The following is a 22,954-nucleotide window of genomic DNA, read 5'->3' as shown; positions in this document are numbered from 1 at the left end:
ACTACTCGCGTTTCAGAATGGAAGAAGCCATGGAAAATCGACCTTCGGGCATAAAGGAGGGTTTTCCATGGCTTGTTCTTGTTAGCAGGATACCGGGAGTTTCTATCTCCCGGTATCCGTTTACTGCAACCGGATTAATCAGAATGAATGGCCGGCGTCGTCCGGTGACAGAGCTTGAATGCCCAGTTGCCGTGCAGCCTGCTCGATAGAGCCGGTCTGCTCAACCAGCGCCATGATAGCGCCGTTGACAATGCGGGTGCCTTCCGCGTTGCCCGGGGCAATCATGGTGTCAAAGGCCATCGGGTTCTGGCTGCTTTCGGCGCGGGCTTTCATGAGCGCCAGGGCTTCCATTGACGCGTCCAGCTGACGGTTCAGGCGAGCATCCAGCTCCGGGTTGGTTTGCTCAACCAGATCAGACAGGGACGGGCCTGAAACCACAGAGCCATCTACGCGACGATAGGTGCCGGTATACACGTTCTGGATGCCCTGGCCGTTGTAGTAGTGCGAGTTGTGGGTGTTATCGCTGAAGCAGTCGTGTTCGTCCTCATAAGAGTTGGCTTCCAGGGCAACTTTCATGCGCTCACCGGCCAGCTCGCCGAGGGACAGGGAACCCATACCGAACAGCATTTTCTGGATGCCCTCGTCGGCGTTTGCGGACGTCAGCTGGGAACGGTAGTTGTCTGAGGTGCCCGGGGCCCACTGGGCAACCATCCACTCCAGATCATCGACCAGCAGATCAGTCACGGCATCCAGGTACTGGGCACGGCGCTCACAGTTGCCGTTGGTGCAGTCGTTGCCTTTGGCGTAGTCAGTAACCGGGCGCTCGCCTGCGCCACCTTCAAAACCGTGCAGATCCTGGCCCCACAGCAGGAATTCGACCGCATGGTATCCGGTGGCTACGTTGGCTTCGGAACCGCCGACTTCGTTCAGGTCAGCCAGCAGTTCGGGGGTGAGTGTTGCCACATCCAGAGTTTCCCCGCCGACGTTAATGCTGTTGCTGGCGACGATGTTGGCGGTTGCACCGGCATTACCGAGTTCGTGCTGGTAGTCGTCGGCTTTGACGTAGTCGATCAGGCCTTCGTCCAGTGGCCAGGCGTTCAATTGGCCTTCCCAGTCATCCACGATGGCATTGCCGAAGCGGAAAACCTCTGACTGCTGGTAAGGAACCCGTGAGGCCAGCCAGGCTTCTTTTGCCGCTTTGAGGTTGGCTTCGGTGGGGTTGGCAATCAGGCGGTCAGTAGCCTCGTCCAGCGCGCGCGCAGTAATCAGGGCATCCTCGTAGGTGGCATGGGCCAGATCGGCGTAATGGGTTACCACCGATGCTTTGGTGGCCGGCGCACTGTGCTCGGCGGACCAGGGCGCGTTTGCGCAGCCCGCGGTAAGGGCTGTGGCAATGGTCAGTGCCAATGGGGCTGGGCGAAACAGGTTTTTCATTTCAAACTCCATGTTGATGAGGTCTTTTTGCAAATAAGAAATATTAGCGTTCAGATTATGGGTTTGGAAACCCTACATAGCAAGGGGTTTTTGATATAGGTGATTGTCGGGCCGCTTGCGTGGCCAAGGTGACTGCGGCTTAATGGGCTCCTGATTCCGGGAGCCTTTTATGCTGAGTTATCTTCACGCCTTCCACGCCGGCAACTTTGCCGATGTTCAGAAGCATGCTGCACTGTCACTGGTGCTGGCCATGATGCAATCCAAGAAATCTGCCATAGCCTGTTTTGACACCCACGCGGGCAGCGCCCGTTACGATTTGGGCAGCGAGCGGGCAAGAAAAACCGGCGAAGCCGATGCTGGTGTTCAGGCCTTGTGGCGGATCCGGGAGCAACTGGCCACCGGCGACTGGCAGCCGGTTCTGGAGGTATTGGCGCGGTACAACCCAGGCAATGGGCCGCTACAGACGTATCCGGGCTCGCCGGCATGGTTTGCGGAATTTTGCCGTCCGGGTGATTCCGTCACCGCTTTCGAGCTGCACCCTTCGGAAGAGCGTCAGCTGGCTCAGTGGGCTGATGAATCGGGGGTGAAGGTGCGCCATGAGGATGGCCTGAAAGGGCTCCTGAAATGCTTGCCGCCGGCACAGCCACGACTGTTGGCGCTGATTGATCCTTCTTACGAAATCAAAACCGATTATGAGGCCGTAGCCCGGACATTGATGGACGCGTGGAAAAAATGCCGCCATGGCGTCTATCTTATCTGGTATCCCCTGTTAACCAGTGGCCTGGAACAAAAGCTGATGGATTCACTGAGGGCGTCCGGCTCGGTGCGCAAGATTCTTCAGTGCGAGGTTATGCTGGATCAGCCGCCCGAACGGGGCATGGTGGGTTCCGGCATGCTGATTGTGAACCCGCCCTGGGCGTTCGATGAACGTTTTGCGGCCATGATGTCGGATCTGACCGGCCCCGATCGGCTCGGTCTGTCGCCTTCCATGGATTGGCTGGTGCCTGAATAGGCCCGGAGTATCGCCGTTGACTGACAACAACCAAGCTGATCACCCATGCCTGCCTGGCGGGCTGATTCCTCTGGAGCAATGGCGGGTTCCGGAGACCTCCGTCCGCAGAACCATTCGCAGTGGTCTCCGGGATATTCTGGATCAGTTAAAAGCGGGCATTCATCCTGACGAACAGGCGTTCAGAAGTCTGGATGATTTGCCTACCCTGTCGGAACGCCAGATTCAGGACTATGCCCCGGTACCGGATCGTGAAGAACTTGCCCGGGCTTTATTGAACGAGCTGGAACAGTTGCGCCGGTCGGGTGGACAGTCACGCAAGACCAGTTTTCTGGTGGCACCACCATTCTCAGGTATTGCCGAAGCGTTGCGGGCCTCGGGTCGGCGGGTGATAGCCCCGCCGGACAATCTGTTAATGCCTGAAAGAGACATTACCGGCTGGTGGGATCACCAGCTTCAGGACGATGACTGGGTAATACCGGAACTGGCGGATTTCTGGCTGCGACACCGGTCCGGTCTTGGTTTGTTGCGTGAATTATTCGCGCGCCTTGCGCGGGATAAAGTGGGTGAGGGCATCATTGGCTGTTCCGGCTGGTGTTGGCAGTTCTGGACTCAGTATCTGCCAGAGCTCCACCTGGCGCCATTGACCCCCAGCCCTTTGTCCGGGGATCGTCTTACCAACTGGCTTGGACATCTGGCGGGGGAGCGCCCGCAAGGACCACTGACGGCGAGAATGACCCAGGATGGCCTGTATGTACTGCCGGCGCCAACCGGGGACGACGAGCGAAAATACAGCCTGTTTACCCGGGATCTGGCCACTTTGGCTCGGGGAAATCCGGGCGTTGCCCTGGCTATCTGGCGCCGAACTCTTCGGGCACGGCCCGAGGACGAGACGCAGCAGCAAGGGGAAGAGGATGCACATCAAGATGGCCGCCAGTGTTGGGTGGCGCCACTGGATCAGCTGAGTTTGCCTGCCGTGCCCCAGAGTTCAGCCCGGCAGTCCGGCTACCTGCTGCATGCGTTGTTGATGCATGGCGGCCTGAGCCTGGGGCAGCTGGAGCTGACTTCGGGGTTGCCTGGCGAGGAACTGCGGATAGCGCTGTCCCGGCTGGAACGAGCCGACGTAGTGACCGGCGATGAGCAGGAAGGCATCTTTCGGGTGCAGGCATTGGCGTATCCGGCTGTGCGGCGGTATCTGCAATCCAAAGGGTATCCGGTGGACAGCTTCTAGGAGAAACGGTTATGGGCGATTTCGGTATCAAGGACGCACTGTCTTCAATTACCTCCGAGGCTTTGCTGGAAGCCCTGGCGGTCATCGTTGCGGCTTCGTTGCTGATCCTGATGGTTCAGAAAGCAGTTCCGGTACTGGCTGCGAAACTATCGGGAAAACCGAGGCTGTACCTTCTCGCATCCGTTCCTCTTTTCCGGCTTCTGGTCATTGTTCTGACGATCATTGTGGTGGTGCCCATTCTGGTGGAACCCTCATTCGAGAACATGATTGCCATCTTCGGTGCCCTGGGTCTTGCCTTGGGTTTTGCGTTCAAGGACTACGCCAACAGCCTCATTGCAGGTATCGTTACGCTCTATGAAATGCCTTACCGACCGGGTGACTGGATCGAAGTGAACGGTCGCTATGGTGAGGTGCGGAGTATCGGTACCCGGGCCGCAGAAATCGTGACGCTGGATGATACCGTGATTGTGATTCCCCACAGCCTGCTGTGGAATACACTGCTGGCCAATGGCAATGACGGCACGGATAACCTGATGTGCGTGGCCGAGGTTTTTCTGGACCCGAACCACGATGTCGGCCGGATGCTGGGCCTGTTCCGGGATGCGATCTTTGCCTGCCCGCTCACCAAAACCTACCAGCCGGTGCTGGTCACGGTTGCCGCACGGGAAGCCGGTATGTGCTATCGGTTGAAAGCCTACCCGCTGGAGCCCAGAGAGCAGGCGCGTTTCATTTCAGACCTGACCGCAAGGGCCGCGGAGATCTGTGGTGACGAGGGTGTCCCGATGGTCTCCTACCCTTATCTGCAGGCTCAGAAAGCCTGATCCGGGCAGGGCTGATCAGTCACCCGCAATCGACGTTGCCCGCTGAATCAGCGCCTGGCCTTTCTCTCCGGTCAGTTCGATAAAGCGTTGCCGGGCGGGCAGGCTCGCATCGTGGAAGGCCGCCCTTTCAGCTTCCGTCAGCCGTACGACCCGGATACCGCCCTGTTCCAGTATGGTCTCCAGCCGCTCCTTGTTCAGGTCCTCCTGGAGAGTCCAGGCTTCCTCGGATAGCTGTGCAATGGTTTCCTCCAGCCATTTCCGTTCCTGCCAGGGGAGTCCTGCGAACCAGTCCTCATTGGCCACAACAGATGCGATAAACCGTGAGGCCCTGGCCATGGTCATGACGTTCTGGACTTCATGGAACCCCATTTCCTCAATAGCAAACACCGGGTTGCTCTGGCCGTCGATGTTGCCGAGCTGGAGATCGCTGTATACCTGGGCGAAAGGCGTCTGTACGGGGTCAGCACCATAGCTTCGGAAAGCCTCTGCTGCGGTTTCCGAGGTCATGGTGCGAAATCTTAACCCCTGGAAATCGGCGGGGGTTCTCAGGGGGTTGTTGGCCGTCCAGGTCATCCAGCCTTCCGGCACGAACCCCAGCAGTTGCAGGCCAGCGTTGTGGTAGGCCGGTTCAAATGCGGAAATAAACGCGGGCGCCTCCAGAAGGCGACGGGCCGGTTCCTGTTCTTCCGGAAGCAGGAAGTGAAGATTAAAAAGGCCGGTTTCCGGAACGGTATCGGCCAGGTGGCCGGGCGAGGCAAAGGCCAGGTTGACTGAGCCGTTGCGAGTCAGTTCTGTCAGTTGGGCCGAGGTGCCCAAAGAGCCATAAGGAAAGACATCGACCTCAATCCTTCCACCAGACAGCGCTTCGACCTGTTCCCTGAACTGCTATGCGTAAAGATGCTGAACACTGCCTTCAACCTCTTCCAGGGCAAAGCGCCAGGTGACCGGATACTCTGGTTTGCCGTCCGCCGAACTCTGCGCGGCTGACGAGGAGCCATTGTCGGAGCAGCCGGTCAGCAGCATCACTGCCGCAGTGGCAACGAGGCTGAAGCTGAGAAGCGGGTGGCGTTTGGTCATTGTATTCAGGGCTCCAGAATCCGGCACATTTGAGTCTAGAGGGAAAAGGTAACACAACAGACCGAGGAGAAAAGGCCGATGTGTAAACGCCAGACGAACAGCCACAAAAAAGCCCCGCCGAAGCGGGGCCAGACGACGAACCGGATGCAGGAAATTTACATCAGAGCGTCAACGCGGTTGCGTACCTTCGGCTCACTGCTGTAAGCGGTGGCAATGGCGTTATAGGTGGGAATATCGATACCCACGTCTTCGATCACCGAGACCATTTCATCATTGGCTTCCATCTGCAGTTCCTGGGCCTTCTGCTGAGACTCGGCTGATTCGATCTTCTCGATGTATTCCTCTCGCACTTCCATAACACCGGATTGTGCCTCAATGAATTGTTTCAGCTCAGCATCGCTGTAATTGGTGCTTTGGCTGCCTGCGGCGGCGGGGTTGCTGTAACCCGAGCCCTGTTCGGCCGGGGCCGGGTTCTGTTGTGCTATCACCGGTGCGGTTGCCAGCAGTGCCAGAGATGCGGTGATGGATACAAGCAGTTTGTTCATAGCTTTACTCCTGGTTTTAATGAGGCCGGCTCGGTCGTCCAGCCACAAACTTGTGAATGTCGATGTGACAATAGCGATTCCCGTGCCAGGTTTTAATTTCTCTATAAAGTCAATAAAAACAGTAGCTTGTGGATGCTCTATGGTTAAAGCTCAGTAATCTGTCTTGTGGCAAAATGCCACATGTGGCAGAAAGGCTGTGACATTTCTGCAGAGTGGTGTTTATGGCGTTGATGGGAAAACGGGTGGGAGCACTGTTCCGGTCGCTGCAATTAACGTTGGTGCTCAGTATTGTAGTGCCGCTGCTGCTGTTCAGTGGCATTGCTATCTACATTGGCATGGGGGCGGTAGAGCGCGCTCTGAACGATCGCCTTCGTGAAGACCTGGAACTGGTGGCGCGAGCGGTCAGCGGGCCGGTGAGTAAGGCGCTGGCCGAAAGCGATGAACTGGTCCTGGGCGAATCCCTGAAATCCATCTTCCAGATCGGGCGTATTTCCGGGGCCTCGGTGTTTGACGCAGAGGGTGATCGGGTGGCCAGTCTCGGTGTTGCTGACTCCGATGTCACCAATAGCGCCAGCGCCGAAAAGGCAATCGCCAGTGGTGAGCTCGGGGGCGCGTTTCGTTGGGTGGATGGCGAGTCGGTGTTTTCCCAGTTCACGCCGCTGGTTGCTGAAGACGGGCGGATTCAGGGTTTGTTGCAGGTAACGCGGCAACGCAGTGATTTCCATGATCTGGTGGCCACCAGCCGTTGGTGGGCAGTGGTGATCTGGTCGATGATTGCGGCCACCATCATCCTCGTTGTCGTTCTGGGGCATTACCGCACCGTGGGGCGACATGTGAACCGTTTGCTGGAGAGCATGGCTTCTCTGCAACCGGGCGCCTGGCGGTTGGAGACTCCGGAGGCAGGGCCACAGGAGCTGCGCCAGATCCAGCAGGGCATTCGTGCTCTGGGCGAACGAATGGCCGAGGCCGAGGCCGAAATCGAAGACAGGATTGCCCGGGAACGGGCGCTGGCAGAACAGCTGGAATACCAGGAGAAAGTGGCGATGATTGGCCGGGTCGCAGGCGGGGTAGCTCACGAACTGGGGGCGCCTCTGAACGTTATTCAGGGCCGGGCCCGCATTCTGGCCAGGGCCGGGCTGGAGCAGGAGCAGCAACGGCATCTGGATGATATCGAACATCAGGTGGACCGGATGACCATGATTATCCAGCAACTGCTGGACTGTTTCCGGCATGTGCCCGAGTCCCGGCGACCCGTAAACCTGGCAGACATTCTCGAGGACGTCGTTACCCGCGCCCGTGAAGACAGGCGCTGCCAGGCGGTTTCGCTGCAAGCCGACGCTTTTGACAGGCCGATGCCGACACGGGCAGAGCCGCTCCGGGTTGGCCTGGCGTGTCTGAATGTGGTGAGAAATGCCTGTCAGGCTGGCCGGAAACAGGTCGCGCTCTCTGTCGGCGAGACCGGGGAGTTTTGGGTGTTCCGGGTCGAGGACGATGGCCCTGGTATACCGGCGGAGCATCACGCCAGGGTTTTCGAGCCGTTCTTCAGCACCCGCCCGGCCGGCGAAGGCACAGGGTTAGGGCTGGCAGTGGTTCAGAGTGTCATGAAAGAACATGGGGGATCCGTTGAGGTGATTGATAGCGAGTTGGGTGGTTGTGGTATGGCGCTGTATTTTCCGAAAGAGGTGGGCCAATGAGCAGCCGGCCTGTCACGATCCTGCTGGTCGAAGATGACGCCAGCCTTGGCCAGCTGCTGATGGAGGAGTTGGAAGTGGATGGTTACCGCGTACGCAGGGTCAGTATGGTGGCCGAGGCGCGGACTGCTCTGACAGACGAACGCCCGGGCCTGATCGTGTCGGATCTGCGCTTGCCCGATGGTGACGGTCTGGAGATTCTGTCGCTTCAGCAGGCCGAGCATCCAGGTATTCCCTTTATCGTGATTACCGCGTTTGGGACGGTGGACCAGGCGGTCGATGCTTTGAAGGCCGGCGCTGATGATTTTCTGACCAAGCCGCTCTCAACGGATCATCTCCGGTTAAAGATCAAACGGTTGCTGGCCCAGGCAGATCTGAACCGGCAGTTGGCGGAATATCAGTCCGGGCGCGGCGGCGATGAAAACATGGGCTTGATCGGCGGCAGTGCGATGATGGATCGCCTCAGGTCAGACATTCGCCAGGTTGCCCGCAGTCAGGCCGCGGTTCTGATTAATGGCGAAAGTGGAACCGGGAAAGAACTGGTTGCGAGGGCAATCCACCAGCAAAGTGAGCGCTCAGCACGGCCGTTCCTTGCGGTGAATTGTGCCGGTATACCGCCAGACTTGATGGAAAGTGAATTCTTCGGTCACGAGGCTGGTGCTTTTACCGGTGCACGGCAGGCCCGTAGGGGGCTGTTTGCAGAGGCGAACGGTGGCACCTTGCTGCTGGACGAGATTGGTGAAATGCCATTGGCGCTGCAAGCCAAACTGCTTCGGGTGTTGCAGGAGGGCTGCATCAAACCAGTGGGGGCTGACCATGAGGAAATGGTGGATGTTCGCATTCTGGCGGCAACGCATGTGGATTTGCTTCGGGCTGTTGAGCAGGGCCATTTCCGCGAAGACTTGTATTATCGTCTCGAAACCCTGTCGTTAACGGTGCCTCCCCTGAGGGAGCGGGATGAGGATGTTGAATTGCTGGCCATGCATTTTCTGGGTGAGGCAGCACGTCGTCACAGCCGGGGGTTCCTGAAGTTCAGTGACGTCACGTTAAGGATACTCCGCGATTATCCGTTCCCGGGCAATGTGCGTGAGCTGTCCAGTGCGATTGAGCGGGCGGTCACTTTTTGTGAAAGCGATACCCTACAGCCCGAGCATTTGCCCGAACGCATCCGGAAGCGCCAGGGCGGGATTGTTCAGGCTGCCGTTGCCGCTTCGCCCGGGAAGCTTTCCGAATGGCCCACCCTGGAAATGCTCCAGCAGGATTACGTGCGCCGGGTCATGGCTGCCGTTGATGGTAATAAACGCCGGGCGGCCCAGATACTCGGCATTAATCGCAGAACACTGTATCGCTGGCTGGAGTCGGATTTGGAGCATGGGCATGACTGATCAGAAACAGGCCATGATGTACGGCCTTGCCACGGTGCTGCTGTGGTCGACCGTTGCTACCGCCTTCAAATTGTCACTGGCGGATCTTGCGCCGGTTCAGATGCTGCTGGTGGCCTGTACCGCATCCATCGTCGTGATGGCGGCTATCCTCATGCTACAGGGGCGCTGGGGACTGGTGTTCCGTTTGCGGCGTGGCCAATACCTGCAGTCCATGCTGATGGGGCTGATCAATCCCTGTCTGTATTACTTTCTGCTGTTTGGCGCGTTCGACCGTCTGCCCGCCCAGGAGGCCCAGCCTCTGAACTACACCTGGGCACTGGTGCTGGCCTATCTGTCGGTGCCGTTTCTGGGGCAGAAACTGCGCAGGATCGATATTCTGGCGGGGTTGGTGTGTTACGCCGGAGTGGTAGTGATCGCCACCCGCGGTGCGGTAACCTCGCTCTCATTCTCGGACCCGCTCGGTGTCTCGCTGGCGTTGGGCAGCACGCTGGTTTGGGCGTCTTACTGGATTATTGCCACCCGGGATACCCGGGACCCGGTGGTTGGCCTGTTTCTGAATTTTCTATTTGGACTGCCGGTCATTGTGCTGGTGTGCTGGCAGACGGCGGGGTTGGTCATGCCGGTCGGGAGTTCGATGGCCGCTGCGGTTTACGTCGGCGTTTTTGAAATGGGCATAGCCTTTGTGCTGTGGTCCCAGGCCATGAAAAAAGCAGAAAACACCTCGAAAGTGAGCAATCTGATTTTTATCTCGCCTTTTCTGTCCCTGGTGTTTATCTACTTCATTCTGGGCGAAGTTATTCTCACCTCGACCTACGTCGGGCTGGTGCTGATCATTGCGGGATTATGGCTGCAGCAGAAGAAAGTCCGTGACCGGGAGCAGGCGTTGAACCATGGCTGAGAACTGGTATCTGTACCTTGTTCGCACCGCATCGGGTAGCCTCTACACCGGAATTGCCACAGATGTGGAGCGGCGGTTTGCCGAGCATCAGGCGGGGGCACCTAAAGGTGCCCGGAGCCTGAGAGGTAAAGGGCCGTTAACCCTGGAGTTCCATGTACCTGCCGGCGACAGGAGCCGCGCCTCCCGACTGGAATGGCAGGTCAAGCGCTGGCCCAAGGTTCGAAAGGAAGCTTTGATCCGGGGTGTCGTCAGGCTTGAAGATGATGCCTGATGTGACGCCCGGCAACGGCCAGAGCGTCTCTGGCCCGGTCAAGCTGCGCGGCGTGCACCTGGAATACGTGCCAGAGATTGTTGTAGATCTCCAGCGTGGTTTCCACGTGTTCCTGTTTGGCCGCCTCCGCCAATCGACGGGCGTCGTTGAGCAGAACTTCCTGGCTTCCGACCTGAATCAGCAGGGGAGGCAGGCCACTCAGGTCACCGTAGACCGGCGACACCAGCGGGTGCGTCAAAGGCACGCCGTTGGCATACATTTTCGCGGCTTTGAAGGTCCAGGCAGCGTGCAGGACCGGTTCACATTCCGGAGTGTAAAGATCCTTTTCTGACAGATCTGTCCAGGGCGAGAAGCAGGTGACGGATGAGGGTAGTGGATGATCGTGGTCGCGCAATCGCATGGCCAGTACCACCGACAGACCGCCGCCGGCGGAATCTCCGGCCAGGGCAATGGAGCCGGGGCTTACCCCCTGGTTGATCAAGGCCAGATATACGGCTTCGGCATCGTCCGGCGCGGCTGGAAACGGATGCTCCGGCGCCAACCGGTAATCCGGGATCAGTACGTCGCAGCCAGAGAATTTGGCCAGATGGCCGGCAATGCCCCGGTGGGTATCGGCAGAGCCCATAACATAGCCTCCGCCGTGAAAATACAGTACGGTGCCGCCAGAACGGTCTTCCGGGGAGGCGCGCAGCACCGGTACATCGCCCAGGTCTTCCCACGCGAAACTGACGTCTTTAGGCGGGTAGGATGTTCGATAAGCTTCCCGGGTGTATCGGCGCTGCACCGATAACGGAAACGCCCGGGACAGGACGGGCTTCACAAACCGCTGCATGGTCTGGCGTAGCCCGGCTTCAAGAAGCGGCTGGAACATCTGTGTTCTCCCTCGTGAATGGGTTAGGATGACGGTCAATTATTGATTCATGACAGGCGTTTAACTCTACGTGTACTGGAAAACAGATACCATAGAAATACCGGATTGGGACAGACATTCTCTGCTTGAGCGTCTGGAACCTTTCAACCCCGCTGAGCGCCGGAACCTCAGTGTTGAGATGGAAGCCTATTGCCGTTTTTACGGCCTGGATCTCTGGGTGGAGCACCCGGAGGTGGCTTACCATCAGGGCTACGTAAAGGCAGACCGGCACGAAGTCATGGTGCATTACTTCCGGCTGCCGGAGGCGGCAGGGAGCAAGGGCACGGTGTTCATCCTGCATGGTTACTTTGACCACGTGGGGCTGTATACCCAGCTGATTGACCGTTGCCTGGGCGCCGGCTTTGATGTGCTGACCTACGACCAGCCCGGGCACGGGCTGTCCAGCGGTACACCGGCAGCCATTGGCAGTTTCCTGGAATACCAGGCGGTGTTGTCTGAGGTCATGGCTGAGGTGAAAGACATGGTGCGCGGGCCCTGGTTTGCTGTGGGCCAGAGTACCGGTGGGGCGATCCTGATTGACTACCTGCTGTCCAACCACCACGACCAGGACACCTCTGCATTCCGGAGAGTGGTCCTGCTGGCGCCCCTCGTTCGGCCCATGGGCTGGTTAGGTGCCAGAGTGCTGCACAGTGTGGTCAAACCGTTTCTGACCCGATGGAAGCGAGCCTTTAACGAAAACAGCGGGAATACGCGGTTTCTGCAGTTTTTGCGGGAGCATGACCCGCTCCAGGCTCGCGCGGTGCACGTTGATTGGGTAACGGCCCTGAAAAAATGGGTGCCGCACATCGAGTCGGCCAGGCCGGTGGATTTTCCGGTTACCGTGGTGCAGGGCGAGAAAGACACCACCGTAGACTGGCAGCACAATCTGCGCATTATCCGCAATAAATTTTCCTCTGTGAGGGAACGAAGAATCCCGGATGGTCGTCATCATCTGGTAAACGAAGCCCAGGATTTGCAGGCTACGGTGTTTAACACCATTATTGAAACATTCTCGGAATGAAATGGCCGGCGCCGGATCTGGCAGGGCCGCAAGAAAAACCGACGCAGGAGAAAACCATGAAGAAGACAATCCTTGCTTTCGCAGTTGCCACTGTTGGTATGAGTGGCTGTATGACATACGACCCGTACACCGGTGAAGAGAAAACCTCTAACGCCACCAAGGGCAGCATCATCGGTGCCCTGGGCGGTGCTGCCGTGGGCGCGGCAACATCCAGCAGCAGTGACCGCGGCAAGGGTGCCCTGATCGGCGCTGCCAGTGGTGCGGCTGTCGGTGGTGGTATCGGTTACTACATGGACCGCCAGGAAGCGCAGCTGCGCCAGAAGCTGGAAGGCACCGGTGTTCGCGTCGTTCGTAATGGCGACCAGATCGAGCTGGTTATGCCGGGCAACATCACCTTTGACACAGACCAGTCCAGCATCCGTTCCGGCTTTACCGGTACCCTGGAGTCTGTAGCCCTGGTATTGAAAGAGTTCGACAAGACCATCATCCAGATTGAAGGCCACACCGACAGCACCGGTTCCGACAGCTACAACCAGCTGCTGAGTGAGCGCCGTGCTTCTTCAGTGCGGGACTTCCTGCTGAACCAGGGCATCGAGCCGCGCCGTACCCGTGCGACCGGTTATGGCGAGCGCTACCCGGTTGCTTCTAACGATACCTCAGCCGGCCGTGAGCAGAACCGTCGCGTTGAGCTGACGCTGGTGCCGATGGAGCAGTAATTCTCCGCTCCCAGCGCAAAAGAAAAACCCCGGAGGCGAAAGCCTGCGGGGTTTTTTTCGGCTGGTGAAAACCGGGTCAGAACAGAACGCGGCAGCGAATCGTGCCTTTCACCTGACGCAGTTTTTCCAGGGCCAGTTCGCCGTAGGCCTTGTCGACATCCACGACTACATAGCCGATATCTTCCTTGGTTTGCAGGTACTGGCCGCACACGTTGATGCTGTTCTCGGAGAACACCTGGTTGATTTCGGACATCACGCCCGGCACGTTCTCGTGAATGTGCAGCAGACGGTGCTGGTTCGGGTGCGACGGCAGGGCGACTTCCGGGAAGTTCACGGAAGACACAGAGGTGCCGTTGTCGCTGTACATGGCCAGCTTCTCGGCCACTTCACGGCCGATGTTTTCCTGGGCTTCGATGGTGGAGCCACCCACGTGCGGAGTCAGGATGCAGTTGTCGAACTCGCGCAGCGGAGATACAAACTCTTCATCGTTGGACTTCGGCTCAACCGGGAATACGTCTACCGCAGCGCCCAGCAGCTTGCCGGAGCGCAGGGCGTCGGCCAGCGCGTCGATGTCGACGACGGTGCCGCGGGACGCGTTCATCAGGATGGAGCCAGGCTTCATCTGGGCGAACTGCTCCGCCTTGAACATGTACTTGGTGGCCGGGGTTTCCGGCACGTGCAGGGAAACCACGTCTGCGATGTTCAGCAGTTCCTGCAGGGTGCCCACCTGGGTGGCGTTACCGATCGACAGCTTGGAAACCACGTCGTAGAAATACACGTCCATGCCCAGGCTCTCGGCCAGGACACTGAACTGGGTACCGATGTTGCCGTAGCCGATGATGCCGAGCTTCTTGCCACGGATTTCGTAGCTGTTCTTGGCGGACTTGATCCACTCACCCCGATGCGCCTTGGCGCTCTTCTCGGGCACGCCACGCAGCAACAGGATGGCCTGGGCCAGAACCAGCTCGGCTACGGAACGGGTGTTGGAGAAAGGTGCGTTGAAAACGGCAACACCACGGCGAGTTGCAGCCTGCAGGTCCACCTGGTTGGTGCCGATGCAGAAACAGCCCACAGCCACCAGCTTCTTGGCAGCTTCAAATACTTTCTCGGTCAGCTGGGTGCGAGACCGGATACCGACGAAGTGCGCATCGGCAATCTTCTCGATCAGGTCTTCCTCGCCCAGTGAATGGGTCAGGTACTCGATGTTGGTGTAACCCGCAGCGTTCAGGGTATCAATGGCAGATTGATGCACGCCTTCCAGCAGCAGGATCCGGATTTTGCTCTTTTCGAGAGACGTATTTGACATGGGCTAGCTTCCGAACCTTTCGTCACGTGAAATGACCGCGGCCGGGGATCGTCAACCCGGCTCACAGAACAGGGGCGGTATGATACCATAAACGGAGATTTTCACAGCGCGCCGGTTTGCCTGAATCAATTCTTTGTGAACGCCTTCTGACCACGCGCGGCCCAACCTGAGAGACAGACACACCCATGAATTCCGAACAGATCATTGCTTCCCTTAAAGAGCTGGTGGCTACCGGCGACGCCCCGGGCAAGGTTCTGACCGATCCGGCCGACCTGGACACCTATGGCAAGGACTGGACCAAAATCCATCCGCCCAAGCCCCTGGCGATCGTACTGCCGAAGACCACCGAGCAGGTGCAGGCCGTGGTGAAGTTTGCCAACGAACACAAGGTGGCCCTGGTGCCTTCCGGCGGGCGTACCGGCCTGAGCGCTGGCGCCGTTGCCGCCAACGGCGAGGTGGTAGTGGCGTTCGATAACATGAACCAGATCCTGGAATTCAATGCCAGCGACCGCACGGTGCGTTGCCAGGCGGGCGTGGTCACCGAGCAGCTGCAGAACTTCGCCGAAGAAAATGGCCTGTACTACCCGGTGGATTTCGCCTCTGCCGGTTCCAGCCAGCTGGGCGGCAACCTGTCTACCAACGCCGGCGGCATCAAGGTGATCCGCTATGGCATGAGCCGCGACTGGGTAGCCGGCCTGAAAGTGGTCACCGGCAAGGGCGATATCCTGGACCTGAACAAGGACCTGGAAAAGAACAACACCGGCTACGACCTGCGCCACCTGTTTATCGGCGCCGAGGGCACCCTGGGCTTCATTACCGAAGCCACCATGAAGCTTACCCGCCAGCCGGATAACCTCACGGTACTGGTGCTGGGTTTGGGGGACCTGACCAACACCATGGACGTGCTGCAGAAGTTCCAGAGCAAGCTGGACCTGACCGCCTACGAATTTTTCTCCCACCAGGCCATGAACCACGTACTGGCCCACGGCCAGGTGCAGGCCCCGTTCGAGACCGAAGCGCCTTACTACGCGCTGCTGGAATTCGAGGCGGTTTCTGACCAGGTGATGGACGATGCCATGTCCCTGTTCGAACACTGCGTAGAAGAGGGCTGGGTGCTGGATGGGGTGATCAGCCAGAGCGAAACCCAGGCCCAGAACCTGTGGCAGCTGCGGGAGCGGATTTCCGAGTCCATAGCCCCGCGTATTCCCTACAAGAACGACGTTTCTGTGGTGGTCTCGAAGGTGCCGGGCTTCCTGCAGGAAATCGACGACGTCGTCACCGAACACTACCCGGACTTCGAAATCATCTGGTTCGGCCACATCGGCGACGGCAACCTGCACCTGAACATCCTGAAGCCGGAAGACATGGCCAAGGAAGACTTCTTCGAGAAGTGCCAGCAGGTGAACAAGTGGGTGTTCGAGATTGTCGAGCGTTACCAGGGCAGTGTGTCTGCCGAGCACGGCGTGGGCATGACCAAGAAGCCCTACCTGCATTACACCCGCAGCGAGGCGGAAATCGCCTATCTTAAAGGTATCAAGCAGGTGTTCGACCCCAACGGTATCATCAACCCGGGCAAGATCTTCGACTGATGCAAGAGCACATCGTAGTACTCACCGGCGCTGGCATCAGCGCCGAAAGCGGCCTCTCCACCTTCCGTGACAACGGCGGGTTGTGGGAGCAGCACAGTGTGTACGACGTAGCCACCCCGGAGGCGTTCGAGCGCAACCGTGACCTGGTGTTACGGTTCTACAACGAACGCCGCCGGCAGTTACTGTCGGTCCAGCCGAACCCTGCCCACCGCCTGCTAGCCGAACTGGAAAACCGCTACCGGGTTACAGTGGTCACCCAGAACGTTGATGACTTGCACGAGCGGGGCGGCTCCTCCAACGTGATCCACCTTCACGGTGAACTCACCAAGGCACGCAGCTCGGTTAACCCCGATCTGATCTACGATATCGGGTACAACGACATCAAGCCCGGCGACACCTGTGACCTGGGTACCCAGCTCCGACCGCACATTGTCTGGTTTGGTGAGGAAGTGCCGATGCTGGATGCCGCTGCAGAAGTGGTGCGCACGGCAGACGAGTTACTGATTGTGGGAACGTCACTACAGGTATACCCGGCCGCTGGGCTGGTCTACGAAGTGGACATCGATGTGCCCATCACAGTGATCGACCCGGGCGAGCCGGCCTCGGTTTCACGTGCCAGAGTGATCCGGAAAGGCGCCAGCGATGGCTTGAATGAGTGGGTCAGAATGTTGGGCTAGCACCCATGTTGGGAGTGCTGCTATGGGGAAGGCTTTCCAAAACTGTGCGGAGCCATGGATGGCGGAGCCCAAGCGTCACATGGATGTGCCGCAAGGAGCGTGTTTTGGAAAGCCTTCCCCATAGCAGCGCTGTGCTCCATAGTTGGCCCTCCCCGACAGGACTCTTGCCTCAACCTCGGAGGTATTTCTCCAGTTCACTTCTGAATGCTGCCTGAACACCTAAGCGTTTCAACATCCAGTAATGCCCGGCAATCATTCGGTCAATAAAGATACTTTCCACTGGCGGCTTGAAGTAATCCAGATACTTGAACACCGTACTGGTTTTCGCCGCGACGTGCTTGTGGATGTCTGCCTCGGCAAAGTCATAGGGTTCATCATTCAGGAACGGGATGATCAGAATGTCCCGCCACATGGCGTAATAAGCCTCATCGACCGCCGGCTGGTTGTCCACGCGGGCGCCCAAATCAATCAGGTACTCGTCGAGTGCCTGGTAGTCCTCGTCCAGAGCCGCGATCAGAGCCTTACGGTACGCCTCTACAATCTCCGGCTTCAGTTTCTTCACGCAGCCAAAGTCATACATGATGATGGTGCCATCCGGCCGGTAGGCGAAGTTGCCAGCGTGTGGGTCGCCGTGGATGCACTGGAAGCGGAACAGCTGGTCGGCCATGATGGTGAAGATGCGGTGGCCGATGTCGTTCAGGGTTTCCTGACTGTAGCGTTCGGGGGTGACCTTGCTTACGTGGTCGCCTTCCACCAGTTCCAGGGTCAGTACCCGGCGGGTGGAGTGGCTGTCGATCACTTCCGGAATCAGTACCCACGGCTGGTCTTTGTGGAAGTCGTGGAAGAGTTTCAGGTTACGGGCTTCGTTTTCGTAATCCAGTTCTTCTTTCAGGCGCAGGCGGATTTCGCCGAACAGCTGGTCCACCGTCTCCTTCGGCATTTTCAAAAGGCCGCCCAGTTTCAGGGCCAGGCGCAGCTGTTTCAGGTCTGAATCGCAGGATTCGTCCACGCCGGGGTACTGAACCTTTACGATCACGTCAGTGCCGTCGTGCAGGCGGGCGCGGTGCACCTGCCCGATGGAAGCGGAGGCGTAGGGTGTTTCCTGAAGGTATTCGAACAACTCGCCCACCGGTTTGCCCAGTTCGCTTTCCACCTGCTCCAGAATCACCTCGAAGGGCATGGGTGGGGCTTCTTTCTGGAGTTTTTCCAGTGCCTGGGAGAACTCCTTGGGCAGGAAGTCCTGGGTCTGGGAGGCAATCTGGCCCACTTTCATGACGGCGCCCTTGAGCTCGCCCAGGGTATCGGCAATCTCGTCGGCCATGCGGGTGTAGCTTTCGCTGCGGGCGCTTTCGTCATCCACGGTGCGGAACATGCGCCGTGCCCTTTGGCCGGCGTACTGGCCGGCCACCGAGGCGGTCATGCCGGCCAGTTTGAAGAATCGACCTGTGCGTGAGGTTACCGGTTTCTTCGCCATGGTGCTGGGTGTTCCCTGAAACGGATGATGTGCCTGAATATGCGTTCAGGCGGGCATTTCAGACCACTGTGGTTTCCACAAACAGCACATCTTCCAGTTCCAGCGACAGGGTCTGGCCGGATTCCAGCGGGCCAACGCCTTTCGGGGTTCCGGTCAGTACCACGTCCCCCGGTTGCAGGGTGAACTGGCTGCTCATGTGGGCAATCAGCGGTACGATGGGGTTCAGCATATCACGGGTGTCGCCGGCCTGTTGGCGCTGGCCGTTAATGTCCAGGGTGAAGTGAATGTTGTCCTTCGTAAGTTTGTCGGCGGGCACGAAAGGCGAGAGCGGGCAGGCGCCGTCAAAGGCCTTGGCCCGTTCCCAGGGCTGGCCCTTTTCCTTGAGCTTGCTTTGGATATCCCGAAGGGTCAGGTCCAGCGCCAGGCCGTATCCCAGAATGGCAGCTTCAGCTTCGCTCTCGGAGGCATGGGTGAGTGGGCGGCCGATGAGTACCGCCAGTTCGGTTTCAAAGTGCACCGCGCCCTGATTACGGGGGAAATCCAGCGGGCGGGTAATATGAACCGCTGCTGTAGAGGGTTTGATAAACAGCAGCGGCTCGTCCGGCACCGGGTTATTCAGTTCCCGGGCGTGTTCGGCGTAGTTGCGACCAATGCACACGATCTTGCCAAGGGGCAGGTGAACGGGGGTACCGTCTTTCCAGTGGTGCTGATAATCGGGCATGGTCGCCTCCTGTAACTGTGGTTATTCTCCGTCGAATGAACACACAGTATAAACCTGCAGGCCTTCTTCCTGCAGCTTGCGGGAGCCGCCCAGATCCGGCAGGTCGATCATCGCGGCCACTTCCACAATTTCCGCACCAATGCGGCGGATCAGCCGGGTGGCGGCCAGCATGGTGCCGCCGGTAGCGATCAGGTCGTCCACCAGCACCACTTTGTCGCCGGGCTTGAAGGCATCTTTGTGCAGTTCGACAGACGCCGTGCCATATTCCAACTCGTAGTCTTCCACCATAGTGTCGAACGGCAGCTTGCCTTTCTTGCGCACCAGCACCAGCGAGGCGTTCAGCTCATAGGCCAGGGCCGAGCCGATGATGAAGCCGCGGGCATCAACCGCGGCCACGGCATCAATATGCTGGCCGTGGTAGCGGTGTACAAAGGCGTCAATCAGCTTTCGAAAAGCTGTTTTGTCCTGCAGCACCGTGGTGATGTCGCGGAATGACACACCCGGCTTGGGCCAGTCCGGTACGGTGCGGATGGCCTTTTTAATGCTTTCGGAAAAATAATCCATAACTCACCTGTGCGGGCCCGGCTTACGCCAGGTCCAGGAACATGAATTTCAGAACGAAGACGACGGCAATCACAGTGACGCTCCAGTTCAGGTCAGACCAGCGGCCGGCGAGGGCTTTTACCGCCACGTAGGCGATAAAGCCAAGGGCGATGCCGTGGGCGATGGAGAACGTCAGCGGCATCATCAGGGCAGTCACGATAGCCGGTGCGGTGTCTGTGATGTCGTCCCAGTCGATCAGCTTCAGGCCGCTCGCCATCAGGCAGGCCACGTACAGCAGGGCCGGAGCCGTGGCGTAGGGCGGAATTACGCTGGCAATGGGCGAGAACAGCAAACAGGCCAGGAACAGCAGGGCGACGACCACAGCGGTCAGGCCGGTGCGGCCGCCGGCGGCGATACCTGCGGTGGACTCCACGTAACTGGTGGTGGTTGAGGTGCCCAGGGCTGCGCCAGACATGGTAGCCACGGAATCAGACATCAGGGCACGGCCAAGGCGCGGCAGTTTGCCGTCTTTGTCCAGCAGGCCGCCTTTCTGGGCTGCGCCCACCAGGGTGCCGGAGGTGTCGAACAGGTCTACAAACAGGAAGGCAAAGACCACGCTGATCATGCCAACGTTCAGGGCGCCGGCCAGGTCAAGTTGCATAAAGGTGGGGGCGATGCTCGGCGGTGCAGACACAATACCCTGATACTCCACCATGCCCAGCATCATGGCGGCGGCGGTTATAGCAATAATGCCGATCATCACAGAACCGGTAACCTGGCGGAAAGAGAGCGCACAGATCAGTACAAAGCCGGCAAAGAACAGCAGGGCCTCCGGCACTTTCACGTCACCCAGGCTGACCAGCGTGGCAGGATGATCCACCACAATGCCGGCGTTCTTCAGGGCGATCAGGGCCAGGAAGAATCCGATACCTGCGGAAATACCGAATCGCAGGGACAGGGGGATGGAATTGATGATCCATTCCCGCACCTTGAAAATGCTCAGCAGGAAGAACAGCAAGCCGGACAGGAACACTGCCCCCAGCGCCACCTGCCAGCTGTAACCCATGCTGCCGACCACGGTGAACGAGAAAAACGCGTTCAGGCCCATGCCCGGGGCAAGTGCGATGGGGTAGTTGGCCCACAGGCCCATGATCAGTGTGCCGATGACCGCCGCCAGGCAGGTCGCCACGAACACGGCGCCGAAATCCATGCCGGTGGAAGAAAGTAGGCTGGGGTTGACCACGATAATGTAAGCCATGGTCAGGAAGGTGGTAATGCCCGCTACCACTTCTTTACGAACAGTAGTGCCGTGGGCCTGGAGTTGGAACAGTCGTTCAAGCATGACGGGGGTCTGCCTCTCAGGATGCCTGGGTTGGAGTTTAAAATCTTTTGACGTGCGGAAATCGTGAACTGGGTGAAAAAACGGCAATGTTACCGGCTCACGGGCCTCAGGCCAAGGGATGATTGACAGTTCAGTGAGCCGCGTTATCTCTCTGTAGACGGATATCAAAACGCACGGCGGCCATCCGCACAATGACAATAAACAGCAGGCCGATGGTCAGGGCCAGGGACTCGCTTTCCAGGAACCACTGGCAGACGAAATAGAGCCAGCAGCCGGCAAACGCGATGGAGGCGTAGATCTGGTCTTTACGGAAGATAAACGGCACTTCGTTGCACAGGGTGTCGCGAAGCGCGCCGCCAAAGCACCCGGTCATCACCCCCAGCATGGACGCAATAAACCAGGAATGCCCCAGATCCAGCGCCAGTTGCGCGCCGAGTATGGAGAAAATGCCCAGCCCGATGGCATCCGGAAACACAATGCGGGACTCTTTCAGGCTGTGGGCCCGGCTCCAGTAGCTGAACACAATAGCCATGGCCAGGATCAGGATCGGCTGCTCTTCGTGCTTGATCCAGTAAAGCGGATGGTTGTCCATGATCAGATCCCGCAGGGTTCCGCCGCCCAGTGCGGTAATGAAGCCGATGGCAAAGACCCCCACCGGATCCATGTTTTTCGAGCGCGCGACAATCATGCCGGAAATGGCAAACGCCACAATGCCGATCATTTCAAGGGTGTAGATAATGTCGAACATGGCCGGCTCTGGGGCTGAGAATGGATGAAAAATGCATTCAGAACGGGAGCGCGAAGCATAGCCGAAAATTCCCTGTGATTCATCCGGTCGATAACGCAAGGTGCTTGAAGTGGGAGGGCTCACGCGTTGTTATTAGCACGGCTAATAAAGTCCGATAAGCTAACTTTATTTGCTTCATACCGGAACTCTGTTTAGCTTGATCTCCCTCAATAAAATACCGAACAACAACGGTGCCCCCTGTGTGCGGCGGCGCCATCAGGAGAGATCATGAAAGCCATTCTGTGCAAAGAGTACGGCCCCGCCGAAACACTGGTCATCGAAGACGTACCCAGCCCGAAAATGGGCGACCGGGGCGTAAAAATCCGCGTGAAAGCCGCCGGCCTGAACTTTCCCGATACCCTGATCATTGAAGGCAAGTACCAGCTGCAGCCCCCCATGCCATTTTCCCCGGGCGGCGAGCTGGCGGGTGAAGTCATTGAAGTGGGCGACAAGGTTATCCGCTTCAAACCCGGCGACCGGGTAGCCGCCCTGACCGGCTTCGGCGCCTTTGCCGAGGAAGTCGTCGCCCCGGAATCCAACCTGCTGCCGGTACCGGACAACATGCCGGATGAAAAAGCCGCCGGCTTTATGATGGTCTACGGCACCTCCTACTACGCCCTGAAACAGCGCGCTAACCTCCAGCCCGGCGAAACCCTGCTGGTGCTCGGCGCCAGCGGTGGCGTTGGCCTGGCAGCGGTGGAACTGGGCAAGGCCATGGGTGCGAAAGTGATTGCGGCGGCCAGCAGCTCCGAGAAGCTCCGCATCGCCAAGGATGCCGGTGCCGACGAGCTGATCAACTACACCGACGAGCCCCTGAAAGACGCGGTGAAGAAACTCACAAAGGGCAAAGGTGTGGACGTGATCTACGACCCGGTCGGCGGCGACTTCACCGAACAGGCCCTGCGCACCATGGCCTGGAACGGCCGCCACCTGATCATCGGCTTCGCCGCCGGTGACATCCCGAAAGTGCCGGCCAACCTGACGTTGTTGAAGGGCTGCTCGGTGGTTGGTGTGTTCTGGGGTGCCTTTACCCGCAACGAGCCGGAGGTGAGTGCACAGAACATGATGGAGTTGCTGCAGATGTACTCTGAGGGCAAAATCGACCCGAAGGTCAGCGAGGTGTTCGATTTCGAGCAATACGCGGAAGCTCTGGGCGCCCTGACAGGTCGTCGGGCTACCGGCAAGGTCGTGCTTCGTGTCGGGGCTTGAGTGGGTGCTTAACTTGGGCTCCTAGCCTGTTTGTTTCGGGGGTGTGCCCGGGTTGGGGCGCGCTTCCAAAAAACCGCTACAAGCACGTCCCTGTGCGCTTCTCTCCGGCCATCCATGGCCTCCGAAATTTTTTGGAAGCGCGCCCCAACCCGGACTTTCAGCCTACGAGTAATAGTCAGTAAGCTGATTGCCGCAAAGGTGAGTTTTTTGACTATTACTGCGAAGTTGGATTGGCGTCTGTGGGGCATGCCTCCCAAAAATTTGCGGAGCCATGGATGGCGGAGCAGAAGCGCCACA

The 22,954-nt window shown here is 58.6% G+C and carries 22 protein-coding genes and 1 pseudogene; 12 read left to right on the top strand and 11 right to left on the bottom strand.

Annotated features, from left to right (window positions below; genetic code table 11):
- Positions 1-138 precede the first annotated feature (138 nt).
- Positions 139-1,434, bottom strand: coding sequence for an imelysin family protein (locus Q668_RS12700; protein WP_022989991.1), 1,296 nt, complete (start codon positions 1,432-1,434; stop codon positions 139-141).
- 169 nt (positions 1,435-1,603) lie between these two features.
- Between Q668_RS12700 and Q668_RS12695 the strand changes: the two genes are divergently transcribed.
- The 3 genes from Q668_RS12695 to Q668_RS12685 are packed head-to-tail and all read left to right on the top strand — an operon-like array spanning position 1,604 to position 4,495.
- Positions 1,604-2,446: a 23S rRNA (adenine(2030)-N(6))-methyltransferase RlmJ gene (locus Q668_RS12695; RefSeq protein ID WP_022989990.1), complete on the top strand. Its 843-nt coding sequence runs from the start codon at positions 1,604-1,606 to the stop codon at positions 2,444-2,446.
- 16 nt (positions 2,447-2,462) lie between these two features.
- A complete protein-coding gene (locus Q668_RS12690) occupies positions 2,463-3,674 on the top strand; it encodes a hypothetical protein (protein WP_022989989.1) in 1,212 nt (403 codons plus the stop codon).
- 11 nt (positions 3,675-3,685) lie between these two features.
- On the top strand, positions 3,686-4,495 hold the full coding sequence (locus Q668_RS12685) for a mechanosensitive ion channel family protein (RefSeq protein ID WP_011786274.1): 810 nt from the start codon (positions 3,686-3,688) through the stop codon (positions 4,493-4,495).
- A gap of 15 nt (positions 4,496-4,510) precedes the next feature.
- Here the strand turns inward: Q668_RS12685 and dctP are convergent.
- The 3 genes and pseudogenes from dctP to Q668_RS12675 all read right to left on the bottom strand — a co-directional run.
- Positions 4,511-5,365, bottom strand: a pseudogene (gene dctP, locus Q668_RS12680) (TRAP transporter substrate-binding protein DctP); the annotation flags it as partial.
- A 15-nt stretch (positions 5,366-5,380) separates the two neighbouring features.
- Complete coding sequence (locus Q668_RS17515) at positions 5,381-5,572, bottom strand: hypothetical protein (RefSeq protein WP_022989987.1); 192 nt, start codon at positions 5,570-5,572, stop codon at positions 5,381-5,383.
- A gap of 155 nt (positions 5,573-5,727) precedes the next feature.
- The gene (locus Q668_RS12675) at positions 5,728-6,117 is read right to left on the bottom strand and encodes a DUF4168 domain-containing protein (RefSeq protein WP_014422193.1); all 390 of its coding nucleotides are present in this window, start codon (positions 6,115-6,117) and stop codon (positions 5,728-5,730) included.
- 221 nt (positions 6,118-6,338) lie between these two features.
- Between Q668_RS12675 and Q668_RS12670 the strand changes: the two genes are divergently transcribed.
- From Q668_RS12670 to Q668_RS12655, 4 genes are read left to right on the top strand one after another with little or no spacing between them, the layout of a single operon-like run.
- Entirely contained in the window at positions 6,339-7,811 is a 1,473-nt protein-coding gene (locus Q668_RS12670; RefSeq protein ID WP_022989986.1) for an ATP-binding protein, read from the top strand.
- The gene (locus Q668_RS12665; protein ID WP_022989985.1) at positions 7,808-9,193 is read left to right on the top strand and encodes a sigma-54-dependent transcriptional regulator; all 1,386 of its coding nucleotides are present in this window, start codon (positions 7,808-7,810) and stop codon (positions 9,191-9,193) included. Before Q668_RS12670 ends, Q668_RS12665 begins: the two co-directional genes overlap by 4 nt.
- On the top strand, positions 9,186-10,091 hold the full coding sequence (locus tag Q668_RS12660) for a DMT family transporter (RefSeq protein ID WP_036219955.1): 906 nt from the start codon (positions 9,186-9,188) through the stop codon (positions 10,089-10,091). Before Q668_RS12665 ends, Q668_RS12660 begins: the two co-directional genes overlap by 8 nt.
- A complete protein-coding gene (locus Q668_RS12655; protein WP_014422188.1) occupies positions 10,084-10,362 on the top strand; it encodes a GIY-YIG nuclease family protein in 279 nt (92 codons plus the stop codon). The genes Q668_RS12660 and Q668_RS12655 overlap by 8 nt, the downstream gene beginning before the upstream one ends.
- Here Q668_RS12655 and Q668_RS12650 read toward each other — a convergent pair.
- The gene (locus tag Q668_RS12650) at positions 10,340-11,233 is read right to left on the bottom strand and encodes an alpha/beta hydrolase (protein WP_022989983.1); all 894 of its coding nucleotides are present in this window, start codon (positions 11,231-11,233) and stop codon (positions 10,340-10,342) included. The genes Q668_RS12655 and Q668_RS12650 overlap by 23 nt on opposite strands.
- Positions 11,234-11,303: 70 nt before the next feature.
- On the opposite strand from Q668_RS12650, the gene Q668_RS12645 reads away from it, so the two are divergent.
- Both Q668_RS12645 and Q668_RS12640 read left to right on the top strand, forming a co-directional pair.
- Positions 11,304-12,293, top strand: coding sequence for an alpha/beta hydrolase (locus tag Q668_RS12645; RefSeq protein WP_036219948.1), 990 nt, complete (start codon positions 11,304-11,306; stop codon positions 12,291-12,293).
- Positions 12,294-12,349: 56 nt separating this feature from the next.
- A complete protein-coding gene (locus Q668_RS12640) occupies positions 12,350-13,009 on the top strand; it encodes an OmpA family protein (RefSeq protein WP_036219953.1) in 660 nt (219 codons plus the stop codon).
- A gap of 76 nt (positions 13,010-13,085) precedes the next feature.
- Here the strand turns inward: Q668_RS12640 and serA are convergent, their stop codons facing one another.
- The gene (gene serA, locus Q668_RS12635) at positions 13,086-14,315 is read right to left on the bottom strand and encodes a phosphoglycerate dehydrogenase (RefSeq protein WP_022989980.1); all 1,230 of its coding nucleotides are present in this window, start codon (positions 14,313-14,315) and stop codon (positions 13,086-13,088) included.
- Between the two features lie 185 nt (positions 14,316-14,500).
- On the opposite strand from serA, the gene Q668_RS12630 reads away from it, so the two are divergent.
- Together Q668_RS12630 and Q668_RS12625 are read left to right on the top strand one after the other, a co-directional pair.
- The gene (locus Q668_RS12630) at positions 14,501-15,904 is read left to right on the top strand and encodes an FAD-binding oxidoreductase (RefSeq protein WP_022989979.1); all 1,404 of its coding nucleotides are present in this window, start codon (positions 14,501-14,503) and stop codon (positions 15,902-15,904) included.
- Entirely contained in the window at positions 15,904-16,581 is a 678-nt protein-coding gene (locus Q668_RS12625) for an SIR2 family NAD-dependent protein deacylase (protein ID WP_022989978.1), read from the top strand. The genes Q668_RS12630 and Q668_RS12625 overlap by 1 nt, the downstream gene beginning before the upstream one ends.
- Before the next feature lie 169 nt (positions 16,582-16,750).
- Here the strand turns inward: Q668_RS12625 and Q668_RS12620 are convergent, their stop codons facing one another.
- From Q668_RS12620 to Q668_RS12600, 5 genes are all read right to left on the bottom strand, one after another.
- Positions 16,751-18,055 (bottom strand): ABC1 kinase family protein, encoded by a 1,305-nt coding sequence (locus Q668_RS12620; RefSeq protein ID WP_022989977.1) that lies wholly within the window; start codon positions 18,053-18,055, stop codon positions 16,751-16,753.
- Positions 18,056-18,113: 58 nt separating this feature from the next.
- Positions 18,114-18,776 carry a fumarylacetoacetate hydrolase family protein gene (locus Q668_RS12615; RefSeq protein ID WP_022989976.1) on the bottom strand — a complete coding sequence of 221 codons (663 nt, stop codon included), beginning with the start codon at positions 18,774-18,776 and terminating at the stop codon, positions 18,114-18,116.
- A gap of 21 nt (positions 18,777-18,797) precedes the next feature.
- The gene (locus tag Q668_RS12610; protein WP_022989975.1) at positions 18,798-19,340 is read right to left on the bottom strand and encodes an adenine phosphoribosyltransferase; all 543 of its coding nucleotides are present in this window, start codon (positions 19,338-19,340) and stop codon (positions 18,798-18,800) included.
- Between the two features lie 22 nt (positions 19,341-19,362).
- Entirely contained in the window at positions 19,363-20,661 is a 1,299-nt protein-coding gene (locus Q668_RS12605; protein ID WP_022989974.1) for an NCS2 family permease, read from the bottom strand.
- Positions 20,662-20,791: 130 nt separating this feature from the next.
- Positions 20,792-21,409, bottom strand: a complete 618-nt coding sequence (locus Q668_RS12600; RefSeq protein ID WP_022989973.1) for a trimeric intracellular cation channel family protein — start codon at positions 21,407-21,409, stop codon at positions 20,792-20,794.
- A gap of 267 nt (positions 21,410-21,676) precedes the next feature.
- Between Q668_RS12600 and Q668_RS12595 the strand changes: the two genes are divergently transcribed.
- Positions 21,677-22,657 (top strand): NADPH:quinone oxidoreductase family protein, encoded by a 981-nt coding sequence (locus Q668_RS12595; RefSeq protein ID WP_022989972.1) that lies wholly within the window; start codon positions 21,677-21,679, stop codon positions 22,655-22,657.
- Positions 22,658-22,954: the final 297 nt, after the last annotated feature.

The sequence above is a fragment of the Marinobacter sp. ES-1 genome, from assembly GCF_000475255.1.
GTDB lineage: Bacteria > Pseudomonadota > Gammaproteobacteria > Pseudomonadales > Oleiphilaceae > Marinobacter > Marinobacter vinifirmus.
This window is presented reverse-complemented; position numbering and strand designations above follow the sequence as displayed.

What these genes read in the sequence shown, in the direction of transcription:
- Q668_RS12700 (WP_022989991.1), bottom strand. Translation starts at nt 1,434, where the DNA reads ATGAAAAACCTGTTTCGCCCAGCCCCATTGGCACTGACCATTGCCACA.
- Q668_RS12695 (WP_022989990.1), top strand. Translation starts at nt 1,604, where the DNA reads ATGCTGAGTTATCTTCACGCCTTCCACGCCGGCAACTTTGCCGATGTT.
- Q668_RS12685 (WP_011786274.1), top strand. Translation starts at nt 3,686, where the DNA reads ATGGGCGATTTCGGTATCAAGGACGCACTGTCTTCAATTACCTCCGAG.
- Q668_RS17515 (WP_022989987.1), bottom strand. Translation starts at nt 5,572, where the DNA reads ATGACCAAACGCCACCCGCTTCTCAGCTTCAGCCTCGTTGCCACTGCG.
- Q668_RS12675 (WP_014422193.1), bottom strand. Translation starts at nt 6,117, where the DNA reads ATGAACAAACTGCTTGTATCCATCACCGCATCTCTGGCACTGCTGGCA.
- Q668_RS12670 (WP_022989986.1), top strand. Translation starts at nt 6,339, where the DNA reads ATGGCGTTGATGGGAAAACGGGTGGGAGCACTGTTCCGGTCGCTGCAA.
- Q668_RS12665 (WP_022989985.1), top strand. Translation starts at nt 7,808, where the DNA reads ATGAGCAGCCGGCCTGTCACGATCCTGCTGGTCGAAGATGACGCCAGC.
- Q668_RS12660 (WP_036219955.1), top strand. Translation starts at nt 9,186, where the DNA reads ATGACTGATCAGAAACAGGCCATGATGTACGGCCTTGCCACGGTGCTG.
- Q668_RS12655 (WP_014422188.1), top strand. Translation starts at nt 10,084, where the DNA reads ATGGCTGAGAACTGGTATCTGTACCTTGTTCGCACCGCATCGGGTAGC.
- Q668_RS12650 (WP_022989983.1), bottom strand. Translation starts at nt 11,233, where the DNA reads ATGTTCCAGCCGCTTCTTGAAGCCGGGCTACGCCAGACCATGCAGCGG.
- Q668_RS12640 (WP_036219953.1), top strand. Translation starts at nt 12,350, where the DNA reads ATGAAGAAGACAATCCTTGCTTTCGCAGTTGCCACTGTTGGTATGAGT.
- serA (WP_022989980.1), bottom strand. Translation starts at nt 14,315, where the DNA reads ATGTCAAATACGTCTCTCGAAAAGAGCAAAATCCGGATCCTGCTGCTG.
- Q668_RS12630 (WP_022989979.1), top strand. Translation starts at nt 14,501, where the DNA reads ATGAATTCCGAACAGATCATTGCTTCCCTTAAAGAGCTGGTGGCTACC.
- Q668_RS12625 (WP_022989978.1), top strand. Translation starts at nt 15,904, where the DNA reads ATGCAAGAGCACATCGTAGTACTCACCGGCGCTGGCATCAGCGCCGAA.
- Q668_RS12620 (WP_022989977.1), bottom strand. Translation starts at nt 18,055, where the DNA reads ATGGCGAAGAAACCGGTAACCTCACGCACAGGTCGATTCTTCAAACTG.
- Q668_RS12615 (WP_022989976.1), bottom strand. Translation starts at nt 18,776, where the DNA reads ATGCCCGATTATCAGCACCACTGGAAAGACGGTACCCCCGTTCACCTG.
- Q668_RS12610 (WP_022989975.1), bottom strand. Translation starts at nt 19,340, where the DNA reads ATGGATTATTTTTCCGAAAGCATTAAAAAGGCCATCCGCACCGTACCG.
- Q668_RS12605 (WP_022989974.1), bottom strand. Translation starts at nt 20,661, where the DNA reads ATGCTTGAACGACTGTTCCAACTCCAGGCCCACGGCACTACTGTTCGT.
- Q668_RS12600 (WP_022989973.1), bottom strand. Translation starts at nt 21,409, where the DNA reads ATGTTCGACATTATCTACACCCTTGAAATGATCGGCATTGTGGCGTTT.
- Q668_RS12595 (WP_022989972.1), top strand. Translation starts at nt 21,677, where the DNA reads ATGAAAGCCATTCTGTGCAAAGAGTACGGCCCCGCCGAAACACTGGTC.